The 21,706-nt window shown below is 45.2% G+C and carries 15 protein-coding genes and 2 tRNA genes; 12 read left to right on the top strand and 5 right to left on the bottom strand.

All coding sequences use genetic code 11. The annotated features are described in order from the left end of the window. The first annotated feature begins 10 nt into the window (after window positions 1-10). A complete protein-coding gene (locus tag PN466_RS20360) occupies window positions 11-2,551 on the top strand; it encodes a CPBP family glutamic-type intramembrane protease (protein WP_271943130.1) in 2,541 nt (846 codons plus the stop codon). Between the two features lie 118 nt (window positions 2,552-2,669). Here the strand turns inward: PN466_RS20360 and PN466_RS20355 are convergent. Both PN466_RS20355 and PN466_RS20350 read right to left on the bottom strand, forming a co-directional pair. Then, window positions 2,670-2,741, bottom strand: a tRNA-Lys gene (locus PN466_RS20355). A gap of 86 nt (window positions 2,742-2,827) precedes the next feature. After that, window positions 2,828-3,988: a histidine kinase gene (locus tag PN466_RS20350; protein ID WP_271943126.1), complete on the bottom strand. Its 1,161-nt coding sequence runs from the start codon at window positions 3,986-3,988 to the stop codon at window positions 2,828-2,830. 201 nt (window positions 3,989-4,189) lie between these two features. Here PN466_RS20350 and PN466_RS20345 point away from each other — a divergent pair, with 201 nt between their 5' ends. After that, window positions 4,190-5,341, top strand: a complete 1,152-nt coding sequence (locus PN466_RS20345; RefSeq protein WP_271943124.1) for a pyridoxal-phosphate-dependent aminotransferase family protein — start codon at window positions 4,190-4,192, stop codon at window positions 5,339-5,341. A gap of 85 nt (window positions 5,342-5,426) precedes the next feature. Next, window positions 5,427-6,254 carry a class I SAM-dependent methyltransferase gene (locus PN466_RS20340; protein WP_271943121.1) on the top strand — a complete coding sequence of 276 codons (828 nt, stop codon included), beginning with the start codon at window positions 5,427-5,429 and terminating at the stop codon, window positions 6,252-6,254. A gap of 122 nt (window positions 6,255-6,376) precedes the next feature. Here the strand turns inward: PN466_RS20340 and PN466_RS20335 are convergent, their stop codons facing one another. Together PN466_RS20335 and mtnA are read right to left on the bottom strand one after the other, a co-directional pair. Continuing rightward, entirely contained in the window at window positions 6,377-6,916 is a 540-nt protein-coding gene (locus PN466_RS20335; protein WP_271943119.1) for a hypothetical protein, read from the bottom strand. A gap of 134 nt (window positions 6,917-7,050) precedes the next feature. Further along, entirely contained in the window at window positions 7,051-8,109 is a 1,059-nt protein-coding gene (gene mtnA, locus PN466_RS20330; protein WP_271943116.1) for an S-methyl-5-thioribose-1-phosphate isomerase, read from the bottom strand. A gap of 203 nt (window positions 8,110-8,312) precedes the next feature. Between mtnA and PN466_RS20325 the strand changes: the two genes are divergently transcribed. The 9 genes from PN466_RS20325 to PN466_RS20285 all read left to right on the top strand — a co-directional run bounded on the left by PN466_RS20325 (window position 8,313) and on the right by PN466_RS20285 (window position 17,894). Beyond that, the gene (locus PN466_RS20325) at window positions 8,313-10,025 is read left to right on the top strand and encodes a potassium channel family protein (protein ID WP_271943114.1); all 1,713 of its coding nucleotides are present in this window, start codon (window positions 8,313-8,315) and stop codon (window positions 10,023-10,025) included. A gap of 125 nt (window positions 10,026-10,150) precedes the next feature. Beyond that, complete coding sequence (gene gshA / locus PN466_RS20320) at window positions 10,151-11,290, top strand: glutamate--cysteine ligase (protein WP_271943111.1); 1,140 nt, start codon at window positions 10,151-10,153, stop codon at window positions 11,288-11,290. 81 nt (window positions 11,291-11,371) lie between these two features. Beyond that, window positions 11,372-11,839 (top strand): tRNA (cytidine(34)-2'-O)-methyltransferase, encoded by a 468-nt coding sequence (locus PN466_RS20315; RefSeq protein ID WP_271943108.1) that lies wholly within the window; start codon window positions 11,372-11,374, stop codon window positions 11,837-11,839. 309 nt (window positions 11,840-12,148) lie between these two features. Continuing rightward, on the top strand, window positions 12,149-14,677 hold the full coding sequence (locus PN466_RS20310; protein WP_271943107.1) for a peptidoglycan DD-metalloendopeptidase family protein: 2,529 nt from the start codon (window positions 12,149-12,151) through the stop codon (window positions 14,675-14,677). 95 nt (window positions 14,678-14,772) lie between these two features. Further along, a tRNA-Met gene (locus PN466_RS20305) sits at window positions 14,773-14,846 on the top strand. Between the two features lie 159 nt (window positions 14,847-15,005). After that, a complete protein-coding gene (locus tag PN466_RS20300; protein WP_271943105.1) occupies window positions 15,006-15,608 on the top strand; it encodes a peroxiredoxin in 603 nt (200 codons plus the stop codon). A 76-nt stretch (window positions 15,609-15,684) separates the two neighbouring features. After that, entirely contained in the window at window positions 15,685-16,257 is a 573-nt protein-coding gene (cobU, locus tag PN466_RS20295; protein ID WP_271943104.1) for a bifunctional adenosylcobinamide kinase/adenosylcobinamide-phosphate guanylyltransferase, read from the top strand. A 284-nt stretch (window positions 16,258-16,541) separates the two neighbouring features. Further along, a complete protein-coding gene (locus PN466_RS20290) occupies window positions 16,542-17,081 on the top strand; it encodes a hypothetical protein (RefSeq protein ID WP_271943102.1) in 540 nt (179 codons plus the stop codon). 66 nt (window positions 17,082-17,147) lie between these two features. Continuing rightward, the gene (locus tag PN466_RS20285) at window positions 17,148-17,894 is read left to right on the top strand and encodes a hypothetical protein (protein WP_271943100.1); all 747 of its coding nucleotides are present in this window, start codon (window positions 17,148-17,150) and stop codon (window positions 17,892-17,894) included. A 65-nt stretch (window positions 17,895-17,959) separates the two neighbouring features. Here the strand turns inward: PN466_RS20285 and PN466_RS20280 are convergent, their stop codons facing one another. Beyond that, entirely contained in the window at window positions 17,960-21,670 is a 3,711-nt protein-coding gene (locus tag PN466_RS20280; protein WP_271943097.1) for an NACHT C-terminal alpha/beta 1 domain-containing protein, read from the bottom strand. Window positions 21,671-21,706: the final 36 nt, after the last annotated feature.

The following is a 21,706-nucleotide window of genomic DNA, read 5'->3' as shown; positions in this document are numbered from 1 at the left end:
AGGGACAACGATGTGGAAAGGTAGGCGATCGCCAATGGGTCAGCGCAAAACAACACACATAAGACGATGGATGGGTCGGGCACTTTTGAGTATAATAGCAGTGGCTCTAGTTGCTCTTACTGCCTCCTCTCAAACAACGCAACGCTCCAGTTATTCCCTCAGTCTCGAAGCACCGTTTAATCAGGTTGGGCTCTATCCTACAGTGCAACCCATTACTGCTCCCTACTATCGCAGCACAGGAGAATGGTTAGGGCGGTTGATTTTACCCTCTACTGAAGAATTGGAAACCGTTATTCCCGATTCGTCTATTGCGGATTGGGCTTGGATAGAGCTGTATCATACGCCACCACAAGCTAAGGCTTGGCAAGGAAAAACCGTGCGCTTAGAATGGCAGGATACTCCCCGGATTGCTGAGTATGTCAACATCGTGACTACAGATGTTAACTTGAGCGATCGCGCCCTAGAAAACTATAATCAAGGCAATGTTATCCCCACCCGTCTTCAGGGTCGCACCCAAGTTGGGCCCCTCCAGTCCCTTGCTGGAGCACGTCCCCAAGACGATCTAATTGTCCGTTTAAATGAAGTTAAGTTCATTCCCAACAGTCCCAACTCGGCAATTTTACAAACAGCTCTAGAACCCATCCAAGTCACGGGACGCTTTTACGGGTTAGTAAAAATTCTAGAACCCCTTCCCTCAACCTGTGCAGAGAATAAACCTTGTCGGACGCAGTGGTATAGAGTTCAACACTACAATTCAGAAACTGGAGAATTTAACGGCCCAGAAGGAACAGTCCGTATTCCCCAACAGCCTCTAGATAATAATGGCCGCTGGTTATCCACTCCTGAAGGCATCGAGAAGTCTCCTGCGGGGGATCGGGGATGGTATATTTACGGATCTAGGGACGAACAGGGACAATTAATCGTACAAGGGATTAGGCCGCGATCGCTCTTTGAACTCTACCCCGATCATATCTTGTTGGGCAGCCAAACCGGTCTCGACTATATTCAACACTACAACTGGAAAGACACCGAAGAGCGCAAAGGAACAACCCAAAGTCTCCTCCTCTCTCCCACAGCTACCCGTCCAGAACAAGCCGTGCAATACTGGAACGAAGGAGAGTATGCGATCGTTATGCATCTCTTTGGCGGCATTGGAGGCGAAAACGGAGAACCCATTAGTGCCGGAACCGTAACCGGTCATTTTGCTTACGGAATTGCCCAAATTGTCCGTGACCCCTTCACTCAAGAACTACAATTTGACATTCTCTATCAGCAAGTTTACGCCCATAATCCAAATGGTATTATTTCCGGAAACCATAATTGGACAAACTACATGGGAAATCTGCAACGCGGATGGTTAGGAACTCGCCCCGTTTCCGATGTAGTAATTAAACTTGATGCCTTAACCCAGGACTATAATTTTGACGGTGAAATCATCTCACCCATCCGCGAATTTTGGATACAACTCCAAGTCATGATGGCCCGGTATCGCACAGGGGATGGAACTGGAGTAGCAGAAGTCACTCCAGCAACCTCCTGTGTCCAAGATTCCAGTCAAGCCCTCTACATTACCATCGAACAAATTAAACAACAAATCCTCAACAATCCCAAAATTGTCACTTGGTTACGCGCTCATCCCAATGACCCCCAAACCCAACGTTTATCCCAATTAGTTGAATTAGGAGAAAACATAGCCCAGACCCTTGCTCCTCAAGGAGTTGTTCGGGAAGATTGGAAACAAAATGCCCAGTTTTTATCTGGAATAAACGCTCGCAATGGATTTGTGACCGATCAAGATTTATTAAATGCTCTGTTAAGTTGGCAAACCTTACTTCCACGCCCTGCTTATGACCGAATGGCCAAAATTTTTCTCGACCAAGGAGGGCAGCTTTGGTTTTTACGCACCAATCAAGTGGGGGGATGGGATAGTAGCATAGAACCCATTGCCCCTACCGGGATTTTAGGTCAATTCCCCATTCTTTCCACCCTTGCAGGTCGGATTTTGCTCTCGTTAGGGCGGCCAGAATGGCGAGATTGGAGTATCTTAATTTTAATGTTAGGTTTATATGCATTGATCGCCCTAGTTTTAGCCTGGAGTTATAGTTTTTGGCAATGGGTCAATGGAGAGTCTTTTCAGCAATCCTGGCATCAGGTTTGGTCATCTTCCCTAGTTCGGGGCAATTCTGTACCAAGCTTCTGGAGAGGATTGACCCTTTTAATCATTCCAGTAGCCCTAGAAGAATTCATTTTCCGCGTGTTATTAGTTCCCCATCCCACCGACTGGATTTCAAAACAAGAATGGTGGTTATTAGCCTTAGTCAGTTTAATTATTTATCTGTTCTATAAGGTGATTACGGTTTGTTTCGGCTCTAAAATTCCCTTAAAACTTGTGCCGGTTGTCTTACTCTTGAGTGGCACATTGGGATCGGTTTGTATTCTCACCTATGGTCTGACGGGTTCATTTTGGGTCATTTGGGTGCTGCATGGATTGATTGAATTGAATCCTTTAGAGCGTATTCATAGCAGAGAAAGAGTTAGTTACGACAGTTAGGTTAGGGTTTGAGGCAATAGGCAATAGAAAATGTCCTAACTCTCCTTTTCGCTGCTATAATGCTTTATTTAAAAAACTGTAGGGTCCAAAAACCTTCCAACCCTACTTCAGAAATTTATGGGTCGCCCGGGATTCGAACCCGGAACTAATCGGTTAAAAGCCGAGTACTCTACCGTTGAGTTAGCGACCCGTGGTAATGGAACCAAACCTTAATTAAGGTAGCACAAGATTTTGGTAGAAGTCAATCCCTAGAGCAAATTTTTTTCACAGTTAGGCTCAAGGACGGTAGACCGGTAGAGTAAAGTGAAAGCAACTGCCCTGATTGTCCAGAGATTCGACCCAAATTTGCCCGTAATGGGCGAGAATAATGCGCTGACAGAGGGACAGACCAATACCATAGCCTTCTTTAGTGCGATCGCGCTCTAAGCGAAACCGATCTTCAAAAATCTTTTCCTGTTTTTCAGGCGGAATTCCCGGCCCCGTATCACAAAGACTCACCTGAATTTTTTGAGTCGTGCGGTGCAGAATAGAGAGTTTGATTGAACCCTTGGGTGGTGTATATTTAATTGCATTATCCAATAAATTAGTCATCACTTGGTGAATCCGCTCCGAATCCGCATAGACCAAAGGTAAATCTTGAGGCACATCCGTTTCTAGATTCAGGGACTTGTACTGCAATCGCTCATCAAAATTCTTTAAAACTCTCATAAACAAAGGTTTCAGGTCTATTTTTTCTGGGTGAACCTGGATTTGCGTATTACTGCCTTTAGCCACTTGCAGAATATCCGTAATCATCCGGTCAATTGCTTTAATTTGGGTACGAGCATGTTTCAGCAATTGAGTCGTTAACGTGGCCGTAAACCGGGAAGCGCGGCCATCGTCTGCACGATAGCCAATTTCCAAGGTTTCAACAGCTAAAGCAGCCGCTGTTAAAGGATTGCGCAGATCGTGGGCTAACATAGCGATAATCCGGTCTTTAAACTGTAATTGCTCCTTTAGCTCCACCGTCTCTTGACGCAGGCGAAAAATTTCATCCGATAAGCGAATCAGTTCAGCAGAATGGGCAATGGAAGAACTCAGCTTGCAAGAATCTGAATGGAGCAATTCTTTCTGCTCTACATATTCTTCAACCGACTGTACCCAGCGCGGCCACCAATTATCAATCAGATTAATCAAATTGCCCCCGGCTAAGGTTTGCTTCGGTTGGGGATGAATTTTAATTAAGGCCGGAGTCGCCACCACCTTAAAGTTTTCCGCCAGTTGAGGTTGTTCGCTCACATCTACCACCATTAGCTCAAAATCTAGATCTTGAGCAAGATTGCGAATATGACAACGAATTTGTCGAATTTGCTCTCCTGCATAGGGACGCTTATCAACAAATAAGAGCAGTTGAAGAGGGGGATCGGGTTTGAGGGGCTGTTCGGGAGCGGCCTGCATAGTGAGGGACAAAAATGACCAACCTTTAGATTTACTTAAGAGTCTAATCGATATATCTACTAAATGCGGTAAATTGGCTTGATTTTAGAGCATGGGGGCAAGATAACCTAACTTAACAACACGCAATATCATAAAAGACAGCGGTTCGGTATGATGGATTTCTTAGGCTCAATCAACGTATAGTTAGTACACACAAGTTCCATGACCGCTGTCCTCGCAATTAATAATTCCCATAAACTCTCTTCGCCTCGTTTAGAGATGCCTCCCCGTCTGCTATTGGGTGCGGGGCCGTCCAATGCTGACCCAAGGGTGATTGAGGCCATGAGTCGTCCCCAAGTCGGTCACTTAGATCCTTCTTTCCTCAAGTTGATGGGGGAGATCCAAGAGTTATTGCGCTATACCTTTCAGACGGATAATAGCTTAACGATTCCCGTCAGTGGAACTGGTAGCGCGGCCATGGAAACGACGTTTGCCAATACGATAGAACCCAATGATGTGGTTTTGGTCGCTGTTAAGGGCTATTTTGGTCGGCGTATGGTGGATATGGCTGGCCGGTATGGAGCGGATGTACGGCAAATTGACAAGCCTTGGGGAGAAGCATTTTCGCTCGAAGAATTGCGGTCTGCTCTTGCTACTCACCGTCCTGCAATTTTGGGTATTGTCCATGCAGAAACTTCAACAGGTGTTCGTCAACCCTTGGAAGGTGTTGGAGATTTGTGCCGTGAGTTTGGCTGTTTGCTGGTTGTAGATACAGTGACTAGCTTGGGTTGTTTCCCCTTATTTATTGACGATTGGAAAATTGATTTAGCCTATAGCTGTAGCCAAAAAGGTTTAAGTTGCCCTCCTGGAGCATCTCCCCTGACCATGAATCAACGGGCGTTGGATAAGATCCATAATCGGCACACTAAAGTGGCCAATTGGTATTTGGATGTTTCCTTGGTGAGCAAGTATTGGGGTAAGGAACGTACCTATCACCATACCGCTCCAATTAATATGAATTATGCTCTCTATGAGGCTCTGTGTTTGGTGGCAGAAGAAGGGTTAGAGTCCCGATGGGAACGCCATCAGAAGAATGCCCAAATGCTCTGGGATGGGTTGGCTGATTTGGGATTGGTCTGTCATGTGCCCAAGGAGTTGCGGTTACCGACGCTGACGACGGTTCGGGTTCCGGATGGAGTGCAAGAAGCCGAAATTCGTCACCAATTACTGAATAACTATAATATTGAGATTAGTGGCGGTTTGGGTGATTTGGCGGGCAAGGTTTGGCGTATTGGTTTAATGGGCCATAATAGTCGTCCGGAGAGTATTGAACGGCTGTTCAGTGCTTTGGGTGAGTTGTTGCCGAAGAATTAATCAGGGTTAATTGCTGAAAGCTTTTTCTAGGGGCGAAGGGTATTTCGCCCCGAACGAAACATCGCGTTTGTCGTTTTTGCGATCAATGGCTGATTTAAAAGAGTATTTAGAGTGGGTTTCATCCCAAAGTTTAGAAGTAAGAAAGGATTGGTATTCATCAGTTGCTGAAGTTTACGATCGCACTCGACCTCGGTATCCGAAAATTTTACTCGATCGCGCCCTAGACTGGGGTGTTTTATCTGCTCAGTCACGGGTGTTGGAAATTGGATGTGGACCCGGAACTCTGACGTTTGATTTGGCAGAAATCACGGATTCAATTGTAGCCCTGGAGCCTGGTTTTGCTGCGTATGACTTGGCTCGGAAAAAAAGTGAGGCGTTTGCTCATGTGCGGTTGGTGAATTCCTCGTTTGAAGAGTGGGATCGGCAGGGAGAAACCTTTGATGCAGTGGTTGCCGCCTGCTCTTTTCATTGGATTTCCCCAGAAGAGCGCGATCGCCAGATCGTCGAATGTTTGCAACCCAATGGGTCTCTGATTTTACTCTGGAATACGCCACCTAGACCCGAACCGCAAGTGTGCGCTATTCTGGATCGGGTCTATGAGCATTACGATCCCTCCCTGGGTCATTTCGATCGTTTAGACGATCATAAACAGCGTTTAGCTCAGTTAGAAGAAACCTTAAGTGGTTCTCAGGTGTTCGATCATCTCCGCTCCGATTGCGTGATGTGCGATCGCCAATATACCATTGACAGCTATCTGGGTTTGTTAAGCACCTTATCGCCCTATCTCATGTTAGAGGCTCAAGAGCGCGATTGCCTCTTCCAAGACATACAAAAGACATTACACGATCGAGGAATACAAGAGTTTCCAACCTCCTACCTCTCGGTCATTCAAACTGTAACAATTAGAAATTAAGGGAGACTCTATTTATCCCTTTTCTTTCACTTTCGGTTGCGATCGCTGTATCCTCTATAGACAGAGGTATTTGCCAAGGCAAAAAAATAGTTTTCCAAGAGGTTAATCAACCCTAGATGAGCTTATAGGGAAAACGGAAAGGTTACAGTCTCATTTTCCATATTTACCTGACCAGTATTCTCTGTTCTGTTGCCTTTGACTAGCAAACTAACGTTAAATGGAACCTCTTGGACAGATTGTTGACAGCGCGCAAAAAAAGTAACTTTAGCGACATAATCTCCTGTCGGCGCTCCCCCTGTGGGCCAAAACACATTTTCCACAGGATTTACAGTGGTTTCCTCACAGTTTGCATTTGAGTCAACATCTAATTCGCCTCCTGATGCTATGCGGGGAGTGCTATATAGTACTTCTTCGCCGCTAGGGTCAATAACTGATAAATCCAAATCATCAGTTGTGGCCCATTTTAAGGTTACTTGTACATCTCCCGTACCTAAAACTTGCTCGCTTCCTGAGCACATGGTCGATAAATTGGTTAACTCTCCTTTGCTATCGACCATAAAACAGCCGGTGTGTTCTTGGGAAAATACACGATTGTGGCCGCTCAACAATAATACCAGGAAAACAGCAGCGATCGCCAAAGTTAAACTTTGAGTGAGTTTCATTTTCATTGCTGATATTAAGATTAGGATGCCAAATTCTGCCACAGCATTAAGGAGATGCTATGAAAGGATTGCAGTAAGTAATTGTATTGATGGTAACGGATTATTCAGATTTGATATACTATTAAATCTTTTTTTTAAGTTTGAGTTTTTAATTGATATAACTCCTGGGGAGCAACCGCACCTTTTTCCGTAATAATAGCTGCGATCAACTCCGCTGGGGTGACATCAAAAGCCGGGTTATAATAGTCCACCCCTGAAGGGGTAATGCGTGTTTCGCCCACTTGAGCCACTTCTTGACTATCACGTTCCTCAATGGGAATTTCTCCCCCATCGGCTAACTTAAAATCCACTGTAGATAGGGGAGCCGCCACATAAAAGGGGATATTATGGGCTTTAGCCGCCAAAGCCACACTATAGGTTCCAATTTTATTCGCTGTATCGCCATTGGCACTAATGCGATCTGCCCCCACAACTACCGCGTGAATCATTCCTTGTTGCATACAATGGGCTGCCATATTATCTGTAATTACCGTAACTGGGATTCCTTCTTGTACGCATTCCCAAGCGGTCAGTTTTGCCCCTTGTAACCGAGGACGGGTTTCATCGGCATACACCCGATTTAAACGCCCATTGTCCCAGGCACTCCTGACGACACCTAAAGCTGTTCCATATCCGGCTGTCGCCAAAGCGCCCGCGTTACAATGAGTGAGGAGATTTAACCGCTCTGGAGTTTCTGGTAATACAGTAACCCCATGTTTTCCTATTTCCTGACAAGTCTGTAGATCGTCGGCTTGGATCTCTTGAGCCGTTTCTAATAATTTAGCCTGAATCTCTCCCACAGAACTGGATGTACTTCTTGCGGTCTCTAACATCCGTTCAATTGCCCAAAACAAATTGACTGCCGTAGGGCGAGTTTGTCGTAGCATTTCGGCGATCGCTTCGAGTTGCTTCAGAAACTCCGTAGAATCTCTGGTTTCAATTTCTCTGGCTCCCAATGCCATGCCATAAGCCGCCGAAACGCCTATAGCAGGCGCTCCTCGAACAATCATGGTTTTAATCGCCCGCGCCATCTGAGTAGAATCACTAATCGAGACTGTCGTATATTCTCCAGGTAAACGAGTTTGATCGATGAGAATCACGCATTGATTTTCCCGATCCCAACGGACAGGATAGACGGCAGTATTGGAGAGCATGACAATATTATTCCCAATCCATTGACCCCTCCATCATACTGGCGAATCGGCAAAAGTTCGCCTCGGTTTACGGCCTACTCCCTATTGCCTAGTCTGATGGTGTATTGAGTTACAATCTGGGTCACCCTACTCATCAACAATGGAACATTAGACTGATCTCAACCCGACTCATTCAGCTCAAGACGGTGATACCCTTCCTTTCTATGAAACCTCGAATTATCGTTTGTGGTCTTGGACGCACTGGATATACTATTTATTCCCTTCTCAGACAACAGGGAGCTACGGTGATTGGCATCTCTACTGAACCGCTTGCTGGCGAACAGACCAATGTTGTGGTGGGGGACTTGCGTTCAGCCTCTACTCTGATGAAAGCTGGAATAGTCGAAGCCCATACCTTAGTGATTGCCAGTAATGATGATGCTGAGAATTTAGCCATTTTAGTGCAAGCACGGATCTTGAATCCTCAAATTCAGGTGATTAATCGCTTGTTTAATACTAACTTAGGCGATCGCTTAGACCGAACGCTACCCCAGCACACCACCATGAGCGTCTCTTCCCTCGCTGCACCAGTATTCATGTTTGCTGCATTTGGCAATCATGCCATTGGCCAACTGAAACTTTACAATCAAACTTGGCCAATTTATGAAGAATATATTGATGCGAATCATCCTTGGCTAGGCATGAGTCTGACGGCTTTATGGGAAAATCCCCATCGAATGCTGATTTACTATCTGCCTCACCATGGCAAAACCGATTTAGTTTCTGGGGTATTGCAGGAGCGAGAGTTACAAATTGGCGATCGCCTTATTCTAGCCACAGAACCGAGTCCTAAAAAATTCCAAACCTCTGCGATCGCTAAAATAGGTAAGTTCGTTACTTATTTGCGCCAATTTCAACAACATTTCCAATCCTCAGTGCTGGTCACTCTTTTCCTTTGTCTGACCATTCTGATTGCTACCTTTACCTATACCACCATTAACTGGGAAATTCCCATTGTTGATGCCCTCTATTTTTCCGTGGGTATGATTACCGGTGCAGGAGGACAAGAAGAAGTTGCTGAAAAAGCTCCTGCTGCCATTAAACTCTTTACCGCCTTTATGATGCTCATCGGTGCAGGCATTGTTGGTATTGGCTACGCATTGCTCAATGATTGGGTGTTGGGGACTCGTTTCCGCAAACTCCTAGAAACTGCTCCCATTCCCCAACGCCATCACTATATTGTTTGTGGTTTAGGCGGTATCGGTATGGAAACGGTCCGTCAACTCCATGCCAAAGGCTATGATGTGGTGATTATTGAATCCGATCCTAAGTGTCGATTCTTGAATACCGCCTATGCTCTCAAAGTCCCCGTTATTATTAGTGATGCCTGTTTAGCCACCACCCTAGAGAGCGCTAATATCCAACAGGCAGAGAGCCTATTTGCCGTGACCAGCAATGATACGATTAACCTGGAAATTGCCCTCAGCAGCAAGGGGTTAGTCCCGAAATTACGGGTTATTGTCCGCAACCAAGACCCCCATTTTGCCAAGTTATTCCAACAGGTCTTTGATCTTGACTCAGTTCTCAGTCCCATTGATTTAGCGGCTCCTTCCTTTGCCGCCGCTGCCCTAGGAGGTAGAATCTTGGGCAATGGTATGACAGGTGGAAGTTTATGGGTAGCTCTAGCCGCTTTGATTACGCCCAGTCATCCCTTTTGTGGTCAACGGGTTGAAGATGCGGCCATGCAAGCAGATTTTGTGCCCCTATATTTAGAGACGACTTATCATCACGTGATGCATAGCTGGGAGTTACTAGAGGCGACGTTAACCCCTGGAGACGTTTTGTATTTGACGATGCCAGCCAGCCAACTCGATCAGTTATGGCGGGTGAAACCCTCTTCTGGAGCAGTTCGGGGGAATCAAGGGAATAGGGAATAGAAAATACCAGAAAACCGGGTTTTATTCTATATGAATCTTCATGAATCCTCACTATCTTTTCTCCCCACTTTTGCCTAGGGATCTCAAGCGCTATAAGCTAGAACTAGAATACTTGAGGAATAGCTATGCTCCTCTCCAAAGGCTTTGAAATTGAAATGTATACCGGCACTCCCCAAGGTGAGATTGTCGGGCTTTCCGATCGCATTGTGGCCGATCTCAATGGTTTTGTCCGCGAACCCGATAGCCGTAATGTGGAGTATACCACTGCTCCTTTTTGTCGTTACGAGAGTTTGTTGTGCGAACTGCTTCAGCCTCGACAACGGTTGCGCCAATATCTCAAGGAGCTAGGTGATTATACCCTGATTCCTGGCAGTACCTTATCGTTGGGAGGAGGAGATCGCTTTTATCGCTCTGACCCCAAGAATCCTTACCATGGATATATCGAAAAAACTTATGGCACGAAGGTGGTTACTGCCAGTATTCATATTAATATCGGCATTGCCGATCCAGAAGTGTTAATGCAGGCTTGTCGTTTGGTTCGCCTGGAAGCCCCCTTATATCTAGCGTTAAGCGCTTCTTCTCCCTTTTTTAATGGTCAGGTAACGGGTTCCCACTCGACTCGCTGGCAGGTGTTTCCCCAAACGCCTGAGTTTGTCCCCTTGTTTGAAAGTCATCGCCATTATATTGATTGGACTCAGGAACAGTTGGCCCAAGGAACCATGCAAAATGTGCGTCATTTGTGGGCATCTGTGCGTCCCAATGGCGATCGCCGTCCCTATAGCCTGAATCGTTTAGAATTGAGAATCTGCGATCTCGTCACTGATGCGATCTCCCTTTTAGCAATCACAGCGCTGTTAGAGGCTCGTTTATGGCAATTGATTAGCGATCGAGGGTTAGACCCCCTACATATATATAGGGGCGATCCTCAAAAATTGGTGCATTTAACGGCTGAAAATGAACAAGCCGCAGCTCAGTCGAGTTTGGAGGCTCGATTAACCCATTGGCAAGATGGGCGCTCTATTTCGGCAAGGGAGTGGATAGAAGAACTCTACGATCAGGTTTTGCCTATAGCGAAAGAAAAAGGCTTTAGTTGTTTCCTCTCCCCCGTGAAAAAGATTTTGCGCCAGGGAAATGAAAGTTTACGATGGTTAAAGGATTATCAAGTCCATGGTAATCTAGAACAGGTGATGCAAAAGGCGATCGCTGACACTGAACAAGAAGAACGAGAGATGGCCGAGAACCTCTGTCATCCCTTAGTCGCTTAATCTTCGCTCAACAGATAATTATCTCAGTTGAAGCAATCCGAGGGCTAAATTTGATTAAAATTTCTGATATCACTAAAGTTTATGGTTAGGGTGGTTCTGGTTCATCCCCAAATTCCTCCAAATACCGGAAATATTGCTCGAACCTGTGCAGCAAGCTCTACTCCCCTACATTTGGTAGGGCCCCTAGGCTTTGAAATTAGCGATCGCTATCTGAAACGGGCTGGGCTGGATTACTGGCCATTTGTCGATCTGACTTATCATCTAGATTGGGAAACCTTTACCACCCACCAACAAAATCAAGGGGGGCGATGCATCGGCTTTAGTACCTCTGGCACAACCAACTATATCGATTTTGCCTTCGGTCACAAAGACTGGCTCCTATTTGGTAGTGAAACCCAAGGACTGCCCTCGGAATCACTCGATTACTGTGATTGTGTGGTCAAAATTCCCATGGCTCAACCCGGAGTCCGTAGCCTGAATCTATCAGTCAGTACAGCCTTGGGTCTCTTTGAAGCCCGTCGGCAACTGGGGAAACTCGATGAGATTTAAACCCAAATCGATAGTCTTTGTCGCGATCAAAAATAAGAAATTTCTATCAGAAGTGGATTGATACCCATCAAACCTCCTGAAACCCCCAGATAATCTAGGTAGAAGAAGATGATGACAATTTGAAGAGTCAGAGCTAAAATCATTGAAACAAAAATTAACGCTTGTCAGAATTGGAAAAGCAAGGTAGTCTTGCCTAAGCCTATTAACAGTCTGTGATCTTGATCTCTGAACTTCAGTGTTTCCAATCACGAAAGTTAGGTTATATTAACTCAGACACTGTTAAGCGCTCGTCTATTAGGAGGTCGTTCTTTGAAACGAGCAAATTCCCAGAAAGATAATCAATCGGTTCTGCTTCCCACCGCTGTATTCCATGCAGAAGTAGGTCACTCGAAGCAGGTTTCCCCCGATAGCAACCGTAGGGTGTGTACATCAGCAGCCATGATTGGCTTGGCTGCGATTTCCATGGGTTTACCAAACCTATTATTCCCAGAAGGTCAGCAAGCGGCTAGAGCGGCAGAACCAGCAACGCTTGACCCCACTCAAACTACCAATCGAGCCTCCCAACCGAATTTAACGGGTCGGGGAATATCAACCACAGTAGTTTCTTCAGGGTTCAATGCAGCAACTGCTTCTCTGGGAAATGCGCCTGTGATGCTAGAAAGTGCAGGATTTTCCAGGGCGGAAACCTTAAGCCCAGAATCCCCATTCTTGACATCGCAGCCTCCGCTGGCTAAAACATCCTTAGAGGAAAAGAGCCTCTCAACCTCTGAACTCTCAACTCCAGGAGTAAAACCAGAAGTCCCAGTTATTCTGACTCCAGAGTTAATAGATGCATCTGATGCATCAAGTGAAAACCAACCGTTGGCTCAACAGCAGAAAGAACAAGAGCAAGCAGCCTTAGATGAGGCCGTTAGCTATGTAACGGTATTAGAATCCGTCAACCCAGAGGCATCCCGAACCTTAACTGTTCTGCCCTCTGGAAAAACTGCCCCTAAGTTCCAAAGTCTGCCTGCACCTGTAGAGGAATCACCTGTGAAATCAGAATCGGTGATTGTGACTCTACCAAAAGAAGCCAAAGCAGAAGGAGTTGGGGCAGTTAAACCCTCTTGGCAGCAAATGCAAAGTGAAACAGGGGGAGTAGCACCGGTTAATTCCACTTGGACAGTTAAGCCAATCACTGAACCTCAAGTGGATGTGACCCCCAAGAAAATCACCCTAGAGGTTTATCAAGTTCAGTCCGGAGATACGGTCAACACCATTGCCAAAACTCATGGTGTTGACTCATCAGCACTCATTGAAGCCAATCAACTGAGTAATCCAGATCAACTGGAAGTGGATCAGTCCTTGGCAGTGCCTCGGTTTGAAAATCCCACATCAGGGGTATCCTCTGCTGCGGTAGCACCGTCTTTACCCTGGAAAGTAGAGGGAGACTTACAGGCTTTGCCAGAGTTTGATGGCACTCCGAAACTATTTACCCCATCTCCAGAGATTGCCTCAACAGAGACTCTAGCCAGCCCAACTCTGAAAGCTGAAACTGAAACGGGAGCTGCTCCAGAATTACAAGAAGCTACTCCTATAGTCGAACCTACTCATACAGAAGTTGAAGCGTTCTCAGGGCAACCGAAAGAGCAACTTAAGGAAATGAGTGAGAGTGAGCCAGAGTTACCGAGCTTGACGCTCACGCCTTCCTTGAATTCTACTTCTGTAGCGTCTCGGTTCTCTCCGAGAGACTCGGTGTTTCCTCAACCCTTACTGCATCAAGTTAGAAGAGGGGAAACCTTAGATTCGATTGCCCGTCGCTATGGCGTAACACGATCTGAGTTAATCCGAGTGAATCACATCACCAATCCCAATTTGATTCAAGTCAATCAAAATTTAAAGATTCCTAAGAGCCAAAACCTAGACTCGATAACGGCAACTTCGGCAATTCCAGGGATCAATACCACCGAGATTAGTTCTGCTGCTATTGATTCTCAGCAGCCGGTTCCCTTAGTCAGCTTCAATAATGACTCGTCATCCCAGAAGCAGTCTACCCCTAATCCTACCGAAGAGAGTGCTTATAGTACCTATGTGGAAGGGTTAACGACAGAACTGAATCAGCTTCGCCAACAGTATCAAAATCAGCCGGCAAGCGTGACTTTACCCCTGACTCAACCCTCAACCCCAGTACAACAGCCAGTGACTTCAGTCGCTCGACCTGTAGAGCGGGTAAATTCTGAGTTTTCTACTTCTAGCTCTACAGGCAACTTAGAAGAAGACTTGCGGCGTTTACAGGAAAAATACCGCTCTTCGAGTCCTTCGACTCCACAGACTCCTGCTTCTGGAGTAGGGCAAAATGTAGCGGTTGCTCCTCTCGGACCAGATGCTTACGACCCCAGTAAGTTGCCTATTGGAGAAATGGTGTCGCCGGAAGTACCGCCATTGGCTCCGAGTGAACGCTATCTTCCTGGCGATCGCATGAATGGCTATATCTGGCCAGCACAAGGAGTTTTCACCTCTGGATATGGTTGGCGCTGGGGCAGAATGCACCGAGGTATTGATATTGCTGGGCCCATTGGTACACCAATTTTTGCGGCTGCTCCCGGTGTCGTGGATTATTCGGATTGGAATTCGGGGGGTTATGGCTATTTAGTGGATATCCGTCATCCCGATGGAAGTCTGACCCGCTATGCCCACAATAATCGCCTATTAGTCCGCAAGGGGCAAAAAGTCCGTCAAGGTCAGCAAATTGCTGAAATGGGCAGTACCGGTTACAGTACCGGCCCTCACCTGCATTTTGAGATTCACCCGGCTGGACAGGGCGCAGTTAACCCTATGGCTTATTTACCTAACCGCTAAATTTGGATGGTTAATAAGGGAGATCGGAAAAATGCTTTCCGATCTCCCTTGCTTTCTAGATCGAAATTAGGTTATAGTGGTAAAGTTGCAAGTTTGGCTCGGTAGCTCAGTTGGTTAGAGCAGGGGACTCATAAGCCCAAGGTCGGCAGTTCAAATCTGCCCCGAGCCATCTAAATATTTAAGAGTTTCCGAAACCGTCTGTATCTCCTGGATATAGGCGATTTTTATTCCATTGATCACTGAAGATTAGGGGAAGTTGGAAAAAAAGGAGTCATAACGACTATGAGTATGATATGATTCGTAACAATATGTAACGGAGAAAGCAGACATGACTCAATCTGAAGGATGTATCCGCGTTGGACAGGCAGCCCCTGACTTTACGGCAACTGCGGTGGTCGATCAAGAGTTTAAGACCATTAAACTATCGGACTACCAAGGTAAGTATGTGGTGATCTTCTTTTATCCCTTAGACTTCACTTTTGTTTGTCCGACTGAAATTACTGCCTTTAGCGATCGCTTTGAAGAATTCAAAAAGTTAGGAACCGAAGTCCTAGGCATTTCTGTAGATAGTGAATTTTCTCACTTAGCTTGGATTCAAACCGACCGTAAATCTGGTGGTGTTGGCGATCTGAACTATCCTCTGGTCTCCGATATCAAAAAAGAAATCAGTGCTGCTTACAATGTCCTCGATCCCGATGCTGGAGTTGCTCTGAGGGGTCTATTCATCATTGATAAAGAAGGCATCATTCAACATGCCACGATCAACAACCTAGCCTTTGGTCGCAACGTTGATGAAACTCTGCGCGTACTGCAAGCCATTCAATATGTTCAATCTCACCCCGACGAAGTTTGTCCTGCGGGTTGGCAACCCGGTGAAAAAACCATGAACCCCGATCCTGTAAAATCAAAAGTTTACTTCGCGGCCGTATAAAAGATACAGCTCAGAAGTCTATTAACCAGGTACACTAAACGTACCTGGTTTTTTATAGGGAATTGAACAATTGAGTATGGGAACGGATGCTTCTCGTCCAGGAAGCGTTATATTAGTGACGGGACCAGCGCGATCGGGAAAAAGTGAGTGGGCAGAAAGGTTAGCCCAAAAGACAGGAAAGGCGGTGGTTTACGTTGCTACAGCCCAACTCGATCCAAGCGATGTGGAATGGCAACAGCGTATTGAACGACATCAACAGCGTAGACCTCCACAATGGCAAATGAGAGAGGTTCCGAAGGAGTTGAGCCAATGTCTGGATGGAGGACAGGAAGGGGAGTGTTTATTAATTGATTCTTTAGGAACTTGGTTAGCGAACTGTCTAGAGTACGATCAAGAAGTATGGGAGTTGATAGAGCAAGAGTTGTTATTGGCGGTAGAACAAACACAAGCGGATCTGATTTTGGTAGCGGAAGAAACCGGATGGGGGGTGGTTCCAGCCTATCCTTTGGGACGAACCTTTCGCGATCGCCTGGGGAACTTGGTTCGTCATTTAGGAGCGATCGCAAACCAAGTGTACTTAGTGACGGGAGGCTATATCCTCAATTTAACTGAGTTAGGTACTCCTTTAAATTCAATCACCAATCTTTAGAGTTTCATAAGCTTTAATCGCTTAATTTCTTGTGTTTGATGGAGATAAGATACAGGGGATGGAGGTTAAGATAGGAAGAGGAGAAGATCGGGAATAAGCACTAGCGCACTCAAGCGATTTCCCTTTCTGCTGTCCTTACCACCAAGATCTTTAGACAGAGCCGAGCGCCAATTTCTCCAGCCCCCCCGATCGTAAACCAACTAGCACTAGGCATGATCAGTCAATCTCTCAACCTATGATCTCTGTTTTCAAAACTCATAAGCTGTATTTAGGTTAGATTATTTATGGCATCCGCAGACCAAGTTAAACAATATTTAGCCCACTGGCTTCAGTTAGGACGTAAAATTTATATTCATAATGGCGATTGCACTCTTTCTCCCCATCCCGTCATTGAAAGAAATCGCTATAGTAAAGCCTTTGAAGACTGTTGGCAAACCCTACTTTCTGATCAATCTGGTGACTGTTATTTAGAAGATACAGATCAGACTATTGCCGAATTACTCACGCCCAAATGGGACATAATTCTCTGCTGTCGATGCGTGATGCCTATTCCCATGACGATTGGTAGCATGGAGACTAAAAATTGTCCTTGTATTCGTTTATCAAGTTGGCCCAATTTAGACTTACCTCTACCACGATCACCTGTGAATAATCAAGCTGCCTTGAATACCATTAAACAAAAGCTACTCCAAGCGAATGAAAAACAAATTCCTGCGGATCAGGCAGTTTTAGAACCCGGTGAAACCCTTCCCCCAGTCAGTAATGTTGACAGTGAATTGCTCAATCAGTTGCCGAAATGTCAATGCTCTCATCAGGTGGCTTAATATAGCGTTACACGCTAGGGACTAGATAGACTTTAAAAATCAAAGTTTCAAGGATGAGCAATGGTGATGGGGAAAATTTTTATTTGGACAATATGGTTGATTTATGTAGTTTATCTCTTGTTTTCGGACTTGCCCCCTGGTCCTTCTTTGCTGCATATTAATTCAGAATTACTGCAAGAAGTCTGGGATTTAAGCTTAAACTTTTGGTTTATTACTCCCCTGGTTTTACCTGAACAAGCGCCGGTTTTACATCCTGCCTTAGAAGGGTTGTTTAATATCGTGGTGGCTTGGGCTTTATTATTATGGGGCTTTCTAGTGGATGGTCGAGGTCAACGCTGGCCGATGTTTCCATTTTTAGTGGGTATTGCCTTTTTGACAAATGTGTTTTATTTGCCTTGGTTAGGAATTAGACACAGCAATCCAGAATTAGGCGATCGCCCCCTATCGCGATTAGAACAAGTCACAGAGAGTCGCGGTTGGGGTATTTTCTTAAGTGTAATTGTCCTGATTTCCATCAGTTGGGCGATGTTTGCAAGACCCGAATTTGGCGATATTGGGCAACGATCGCAAGAATTGATACAGATTGTAGGTAGCGATCGCCTGGCGTATTCCTTTGCAATCGATTTGCTCTTCTTTTCCCTCTTTCAATCTTGGCTAGTGAATGATGATATGGCTCGTCGCCAATGGCACAATTCCACGCTGCTGTGGGTTACCCGCTTGATTCCCTTTTTTGGTTTGGTTGTCTATTTCTTGCTGCGTCCTCCTCTGGCGATCGAGGAGAAACTGATCTCCCTGGAGGAAGAACAGGCATAATATTACCCAATAATCATCAGAGGTATCTGTAGGGGCGAAAAATATGCAAGCCCCTACAACCGAGTCTAGCTATTGAAATCAAGATCGGTTATGGAATTGACCCCAGAAGCATCATTCAACTGTTGTATCCACTCTCGGATGGAACGTTTGAGATTCGGGTCTTGGGGAAAGAATTGATGCAAAGGGGGTTCTAAGGGTTGCTCAGTAATCCAGGCGATATACACTCCTAAATTGGGAGAGGCAATTTCACGGCAGCAGTCGAGTAATTCTTGACTGGGGTGGCATGGGTCGAAAATAAGGACTAACTTTTGCTTTTGCAAGTGTTGTCTAGCTCGAACGATCTGAAGTCCTAATTCAACGTCAGTGGCGACTGTAGGGATGGACTGATCTGGTAAGGCTTCGGCATAAATTGTATTGCACAGAGCTTGGGCGATCGCCTCGCGGTCTGTTTCTGCTTGCAAAGAGGCTGCGTTAATCCATAGCCGATGGGTATTTTTTAGACTCGTGTCATCGCAGGGTTGAGCAACCCTAGGTAATGGGGAATGATGAAGGGCTTGGTAAAAGTCTACATAATTGAGGAGATCGGCACAGAGCCACAATAATTCGTTGTAAACCCGATTTAGCTCTGAATTCTTCTCGGTGTTAGAGATCGCCTGTCGATCGCTTAATAAATCAACAATTTGGCGAGCATATTTTTCCTCAAAAATCACTTTCAGGTTTTCGAGGGCTGATAAGCGCATCTCTTCCTCTGGACTTTTAGCGAGTTCGAGCAGAGTTTCGAATGCTGGGTTACCGGGATCGATTTGATCGCCTGCGAGTCCATGGAATTTGCGATCGCCACCATCAGATGAAGAAGTATCCGAGCGGTTTTGTAGAGTATCGAGAGCTAAAGTATGGTCTGGATCGAGTTCTGCTAAACTGGAGGCGATCGCCAAACGCTGCTCATCCTCTTGACTCTTACGCAACAAATTTTTCAGGACTTCTAAGGATTTTTCCTGGTCTTCGGACTGCTCTGGTGCCAGTTTACCGAGGGTGTAAGCAACGCGACTCAGGGTTGTGTCATCAGAGTAGGTGTCTAATAGTTCTCTGAGAATCTGAAGGACTAGGGGGCGATCGCTCTCTTGCAGCGCTGCATTGGCTCTCAGTTCAAGGGTTGCCGGAAAGCGCTTGATTTTTCCCCCTTCTACTTGCTCGCCAAAACACCATTTCACCAGTCCCCGGACAATGGTTTCTGCCTGTGGATAGTCTGGAAATTCCGCCAGTCCAGCGGCTGCTAAAAAATAAGCGCGATCGGAGTAGGGTTTAATCTCAGCCAGAAATTGCCTTAAAGCATCGAGAAATTGTTCTTTCTGAGCGGGATTAATATCCTCCCGTCCTAACCACAGGAGAATCACTTCTTTCCAATGGCGGTCAAAAATACGGTAAATTCCTTCAGAGGGATTAAAGAAAAAGAGCCAATCTTCAATCGCCAGAGCCGCAAAATATTCTTGTAAATTTGGATGCAAGAAACGATACGACCATTGACTATTGTCGCGATCTTCCTTTTCCACTAAACTGAGAAAACCGACTTCAATGGCTTGCTCAAAGAGTTCCGGTTTTCTGGTGTTATAGCTCTCCATTTGCCGAAGCCGAAATTGAGAGCTTTGGTGTTCGAGGGTTTCGAGGGCAAGCGCTCCCAAGGCTGAATCGATCTCGCTGGGTTCTAAAGGATCGGATTCGGACGAGCATCTGCGATCGTAAAATCCATGGGTGAATTTCTTGTATAAAGCCGTTTTAGTGTCCGGCAAGTTTCCTTGATTGTGTTGCCAAAGCTCACAAAATATATTTAAACACAGAGGGTTTTTGAGAATGGTTCTAAACTTTGCTTTTCTCGGAGTTCTCAGTTGAGATTTAAGCGCTGAAGCTAAATCTTGATCCGATGGCCGGTTTTGACAATATTCAAACCATTTATCGACAAATTCATTAATTTGCTCAGGGTGAGTCAAACCGGCGATTTTATAAACTTCAAAATCCTCTAAAATGTTGGGGTGATTTTCCCACAAATTTGAGCGACAAGTGAGAATCACTTGAGCGGGTGCAATCCAATCGGTGAGTTGATCGGCTAATAGACTCAAGGGAGACTCTTTTCTCCGTAAGATAGGCAGTTCATCCAATCCTTCCAGGAAGAGAAATACTCGCCCACTTTCAAATAACTGTCTCAGGTATTCTAAATGATCTGATGTCGCTTTCTCTTTTTTTAAAGCATCGGGGAGCCATTTTTTTTCTAAAAATTCTTCTAGGGTATCCCAACGGCGATCGTGTAAATCAGCTAAAGCAATCCAAATGGGATAAGCGTTTGGTTCATTCTCGTTCTTGTTCCTGTTTACGATCCACTCTACCATTTTTTGTAAGATCGCTTTTTTGCCACTCCCGGTTTCGCCAATCAGAGCAATCCGTTTAGGAGATTTTTCACTGCCTAACACTGTTCCAAAAAAGTCATCATCGCTACGCAGAGAACCTTTCAGAAACTCCCGATCGTCTAGTCTTTCTAATGAGAGGGGTACATAAATTCTCTCACAGGCAGAAATATCGCGGTTATTGTTGCAGCTTGAAGACGTACAATCGAGTTGGGGGTTAATTTTTTCTTCACAAAATTTGCGCCAATCCATACCCCCAGGTAGTCCCCGTAATTGCCGCCAACTCAAAGCTTCAGTCGTAGAATTCTGAAAGATGACGGGTAACCAAGAAGCATTGGGACAATTAGAATCCAATCCTTGTAAACCTTCTCGGGCTTTACGGACAGACAAGTAGAAAGATTTATGATTAGAAAAAGAGATCAGAAATATTTTCAGAAATTCTTGGGCAACTTTATCAGTGACTGGTGCTCGCATCACCACAACCTGGGGAATGTTCACTTCTTGGAGTTTCCGAGCTAATCCCAAACCATCGCAAGAGTTAAAAATAGCAATTTGTAAGCCCCGTTCTACTGCCGTTTCCAATGCATGTTTGAGATCTTCAATTGTCAAGTAGTCTTCCTTATTAATATAAATACGACCATCATCTTGAGTGCTTTCACTATGGCCAGCAAAAAACAAAATATCATAATTATTATTCGTCAAATGAGTTAAGATTTCTTGACGACTTGGCTTATTCAGATCCGTGTATTCCAATGAGGGAATCGATTGAATACATTTCCTATCTTCATCCGTATTTATGTCTTCATCATGACCGAAGATTGCTAAAAGCTTGACCTTATCTTTCCCAGCTACTTCCTTTGTATGGGGAGGAGCTTTACAATTATAGGAGGTGAATATAAATTGAGCATTGGGGTATTTTTCAATTAAATCGAACTGATGCCAGGGTGCTTTTAGCAATTCTATATCTGATGTACGAATAAAGATATTAATTTCTTCTTTTTTGGACAAATCTGGATACAAATTTATTAGAAAATTCATCCATTCAGGAGATCTAAACCATTTCTTAAATTTCTCGCTTAATTGGATATAATTTTCTCTGCACGATTCCATTAGTTCTTGTCGTTCTTGGCTTACTTCTTGGCAAGAACCCGTCTTAAAGTTAGTGACTTTTCTGGTTGTTGCCATTCGTCCGGGATTGCGGAGTCCGGGATAGATTTTACTCAAACCTTCATACTCTTCTTTGACTTCAGGATTCGGAGGCAATTGTCCACTCATATCAACCAAGATTTGGTCTTGATTGCAGTCTCGCATTTCTGTGGAAAGGAAAACTCCTTCAGAACTAGAGTCATGCATAATGAAGTTAATAACTTTTTGAACCATTGTTCAACACTTCTGGTAAACAACATAACAAGCCAC

Source organism: Roseofilum reptotaenium CS-1145, assembly GCF_028330985.1.
Classification (GTDB): domain Bacteria; phylum Cyanobacteriota; class Cyanobacteriia; order Cyanobacteriales; family Desertifilaceae; genus Roseofilum; species Roseofilum reptotaenium.
Note: the sequence above shows the minus strand (reverse complement) of the source record. Positions and strands in the feature narration are given on the sequence as shown.

Coding starts and splice junctions, on each gene's coding strand:
- PN466_RS20350 (WP_271943126.1), bottom strand. CDS start 3,988: ATGCAGGCCGCTCCCGAACAGCCCCTCAAACCCGATCCCCCTCTTCAA.
- PN466_RS20345 (WP_271943124.1), top strand. CDS start 4,190: ATGACCGCTGTCCTCGCAATTAATAATTCCCATAAACTCTCTTCGCCT.
- PN466_RS20325 (WP_271943114.1), top strand. CDS start 8,313: ATGAAACCTCGAATTATCGTTTGTGGTCTTGGACGCACTGGATATACT.
- PN466_RS20285 (WP_271943100.1), top strand. CDS start 17,148: ATGGGGAAAATTTTTATTTGGACAATATGGTTGATTTATGTAGTTTAT.
- PN466_RS20300 (WP_271943105.1), top strand. CDS start 15,006: ATGACTCAATCTGAAGGATGTATCCGCGTTGGACAGGCAGCCCCTGAC.
- PN466_RS20315 (WP_271943108.1), top strand. CDS start 11,372: ATGGTTAGGGTGGTTCTGGTTCATCCCCAAATTCCTCCAAATACCGGA.
- gshA (WP_271943111.1), top strand. CDS start 10,151: ATGCTCCTCTCCAAAGGCTTTGAAATTGAAATGTATACCGGCACTCCC.
- PN466_RS20360 (WP_271943130.1), top strand. CDS start 11: ATGTGGAAAGGTAGGCGATCGCCAATGGGTCAGCGCAAAACAACACAC.
- PN466_RS20335 (WP_271943119.1), bottom strand. CDS start 6,916: ATGAAACTCACTCAAAGTTTAACTTTGGCGATCGCTGCTGTTTTCCTG.
- PN466_RS20340 (WP_271943121.1), top strand. CDS start 5,427: ATGGCTGATTTAAAAGAGTATTTAGAGTGGGTTTCATCCCAAAGTTTA.
- cobU (WP_271943104.1), top strand. CDS start 15,685: ATGGGAACGGATGCTTCTCGTCCAGGAAGCGTTATATTAGTGACGGGA.
- mtnA (WP_271943116.1), bottom strand. CDS start 8,109: ATGCTCTCCAATACTGCCGTCTATCCTGTCCGTTGGGATCGGGAAAAT.
- PN466_RS20290 (WP_271943102.1), top strand. CDS start 16,542: ATGGCATCCGCAGACCAAGTTAAACAATATTTAGCCCACTGGCTTCAG.
- PN466_RS20280 (WP_271943097.1), bottom strand. CDS start 21,670: ATGGTTCAAAAAGTTATTAACTTCATTATGCATGACTCTAGTTCTGAA.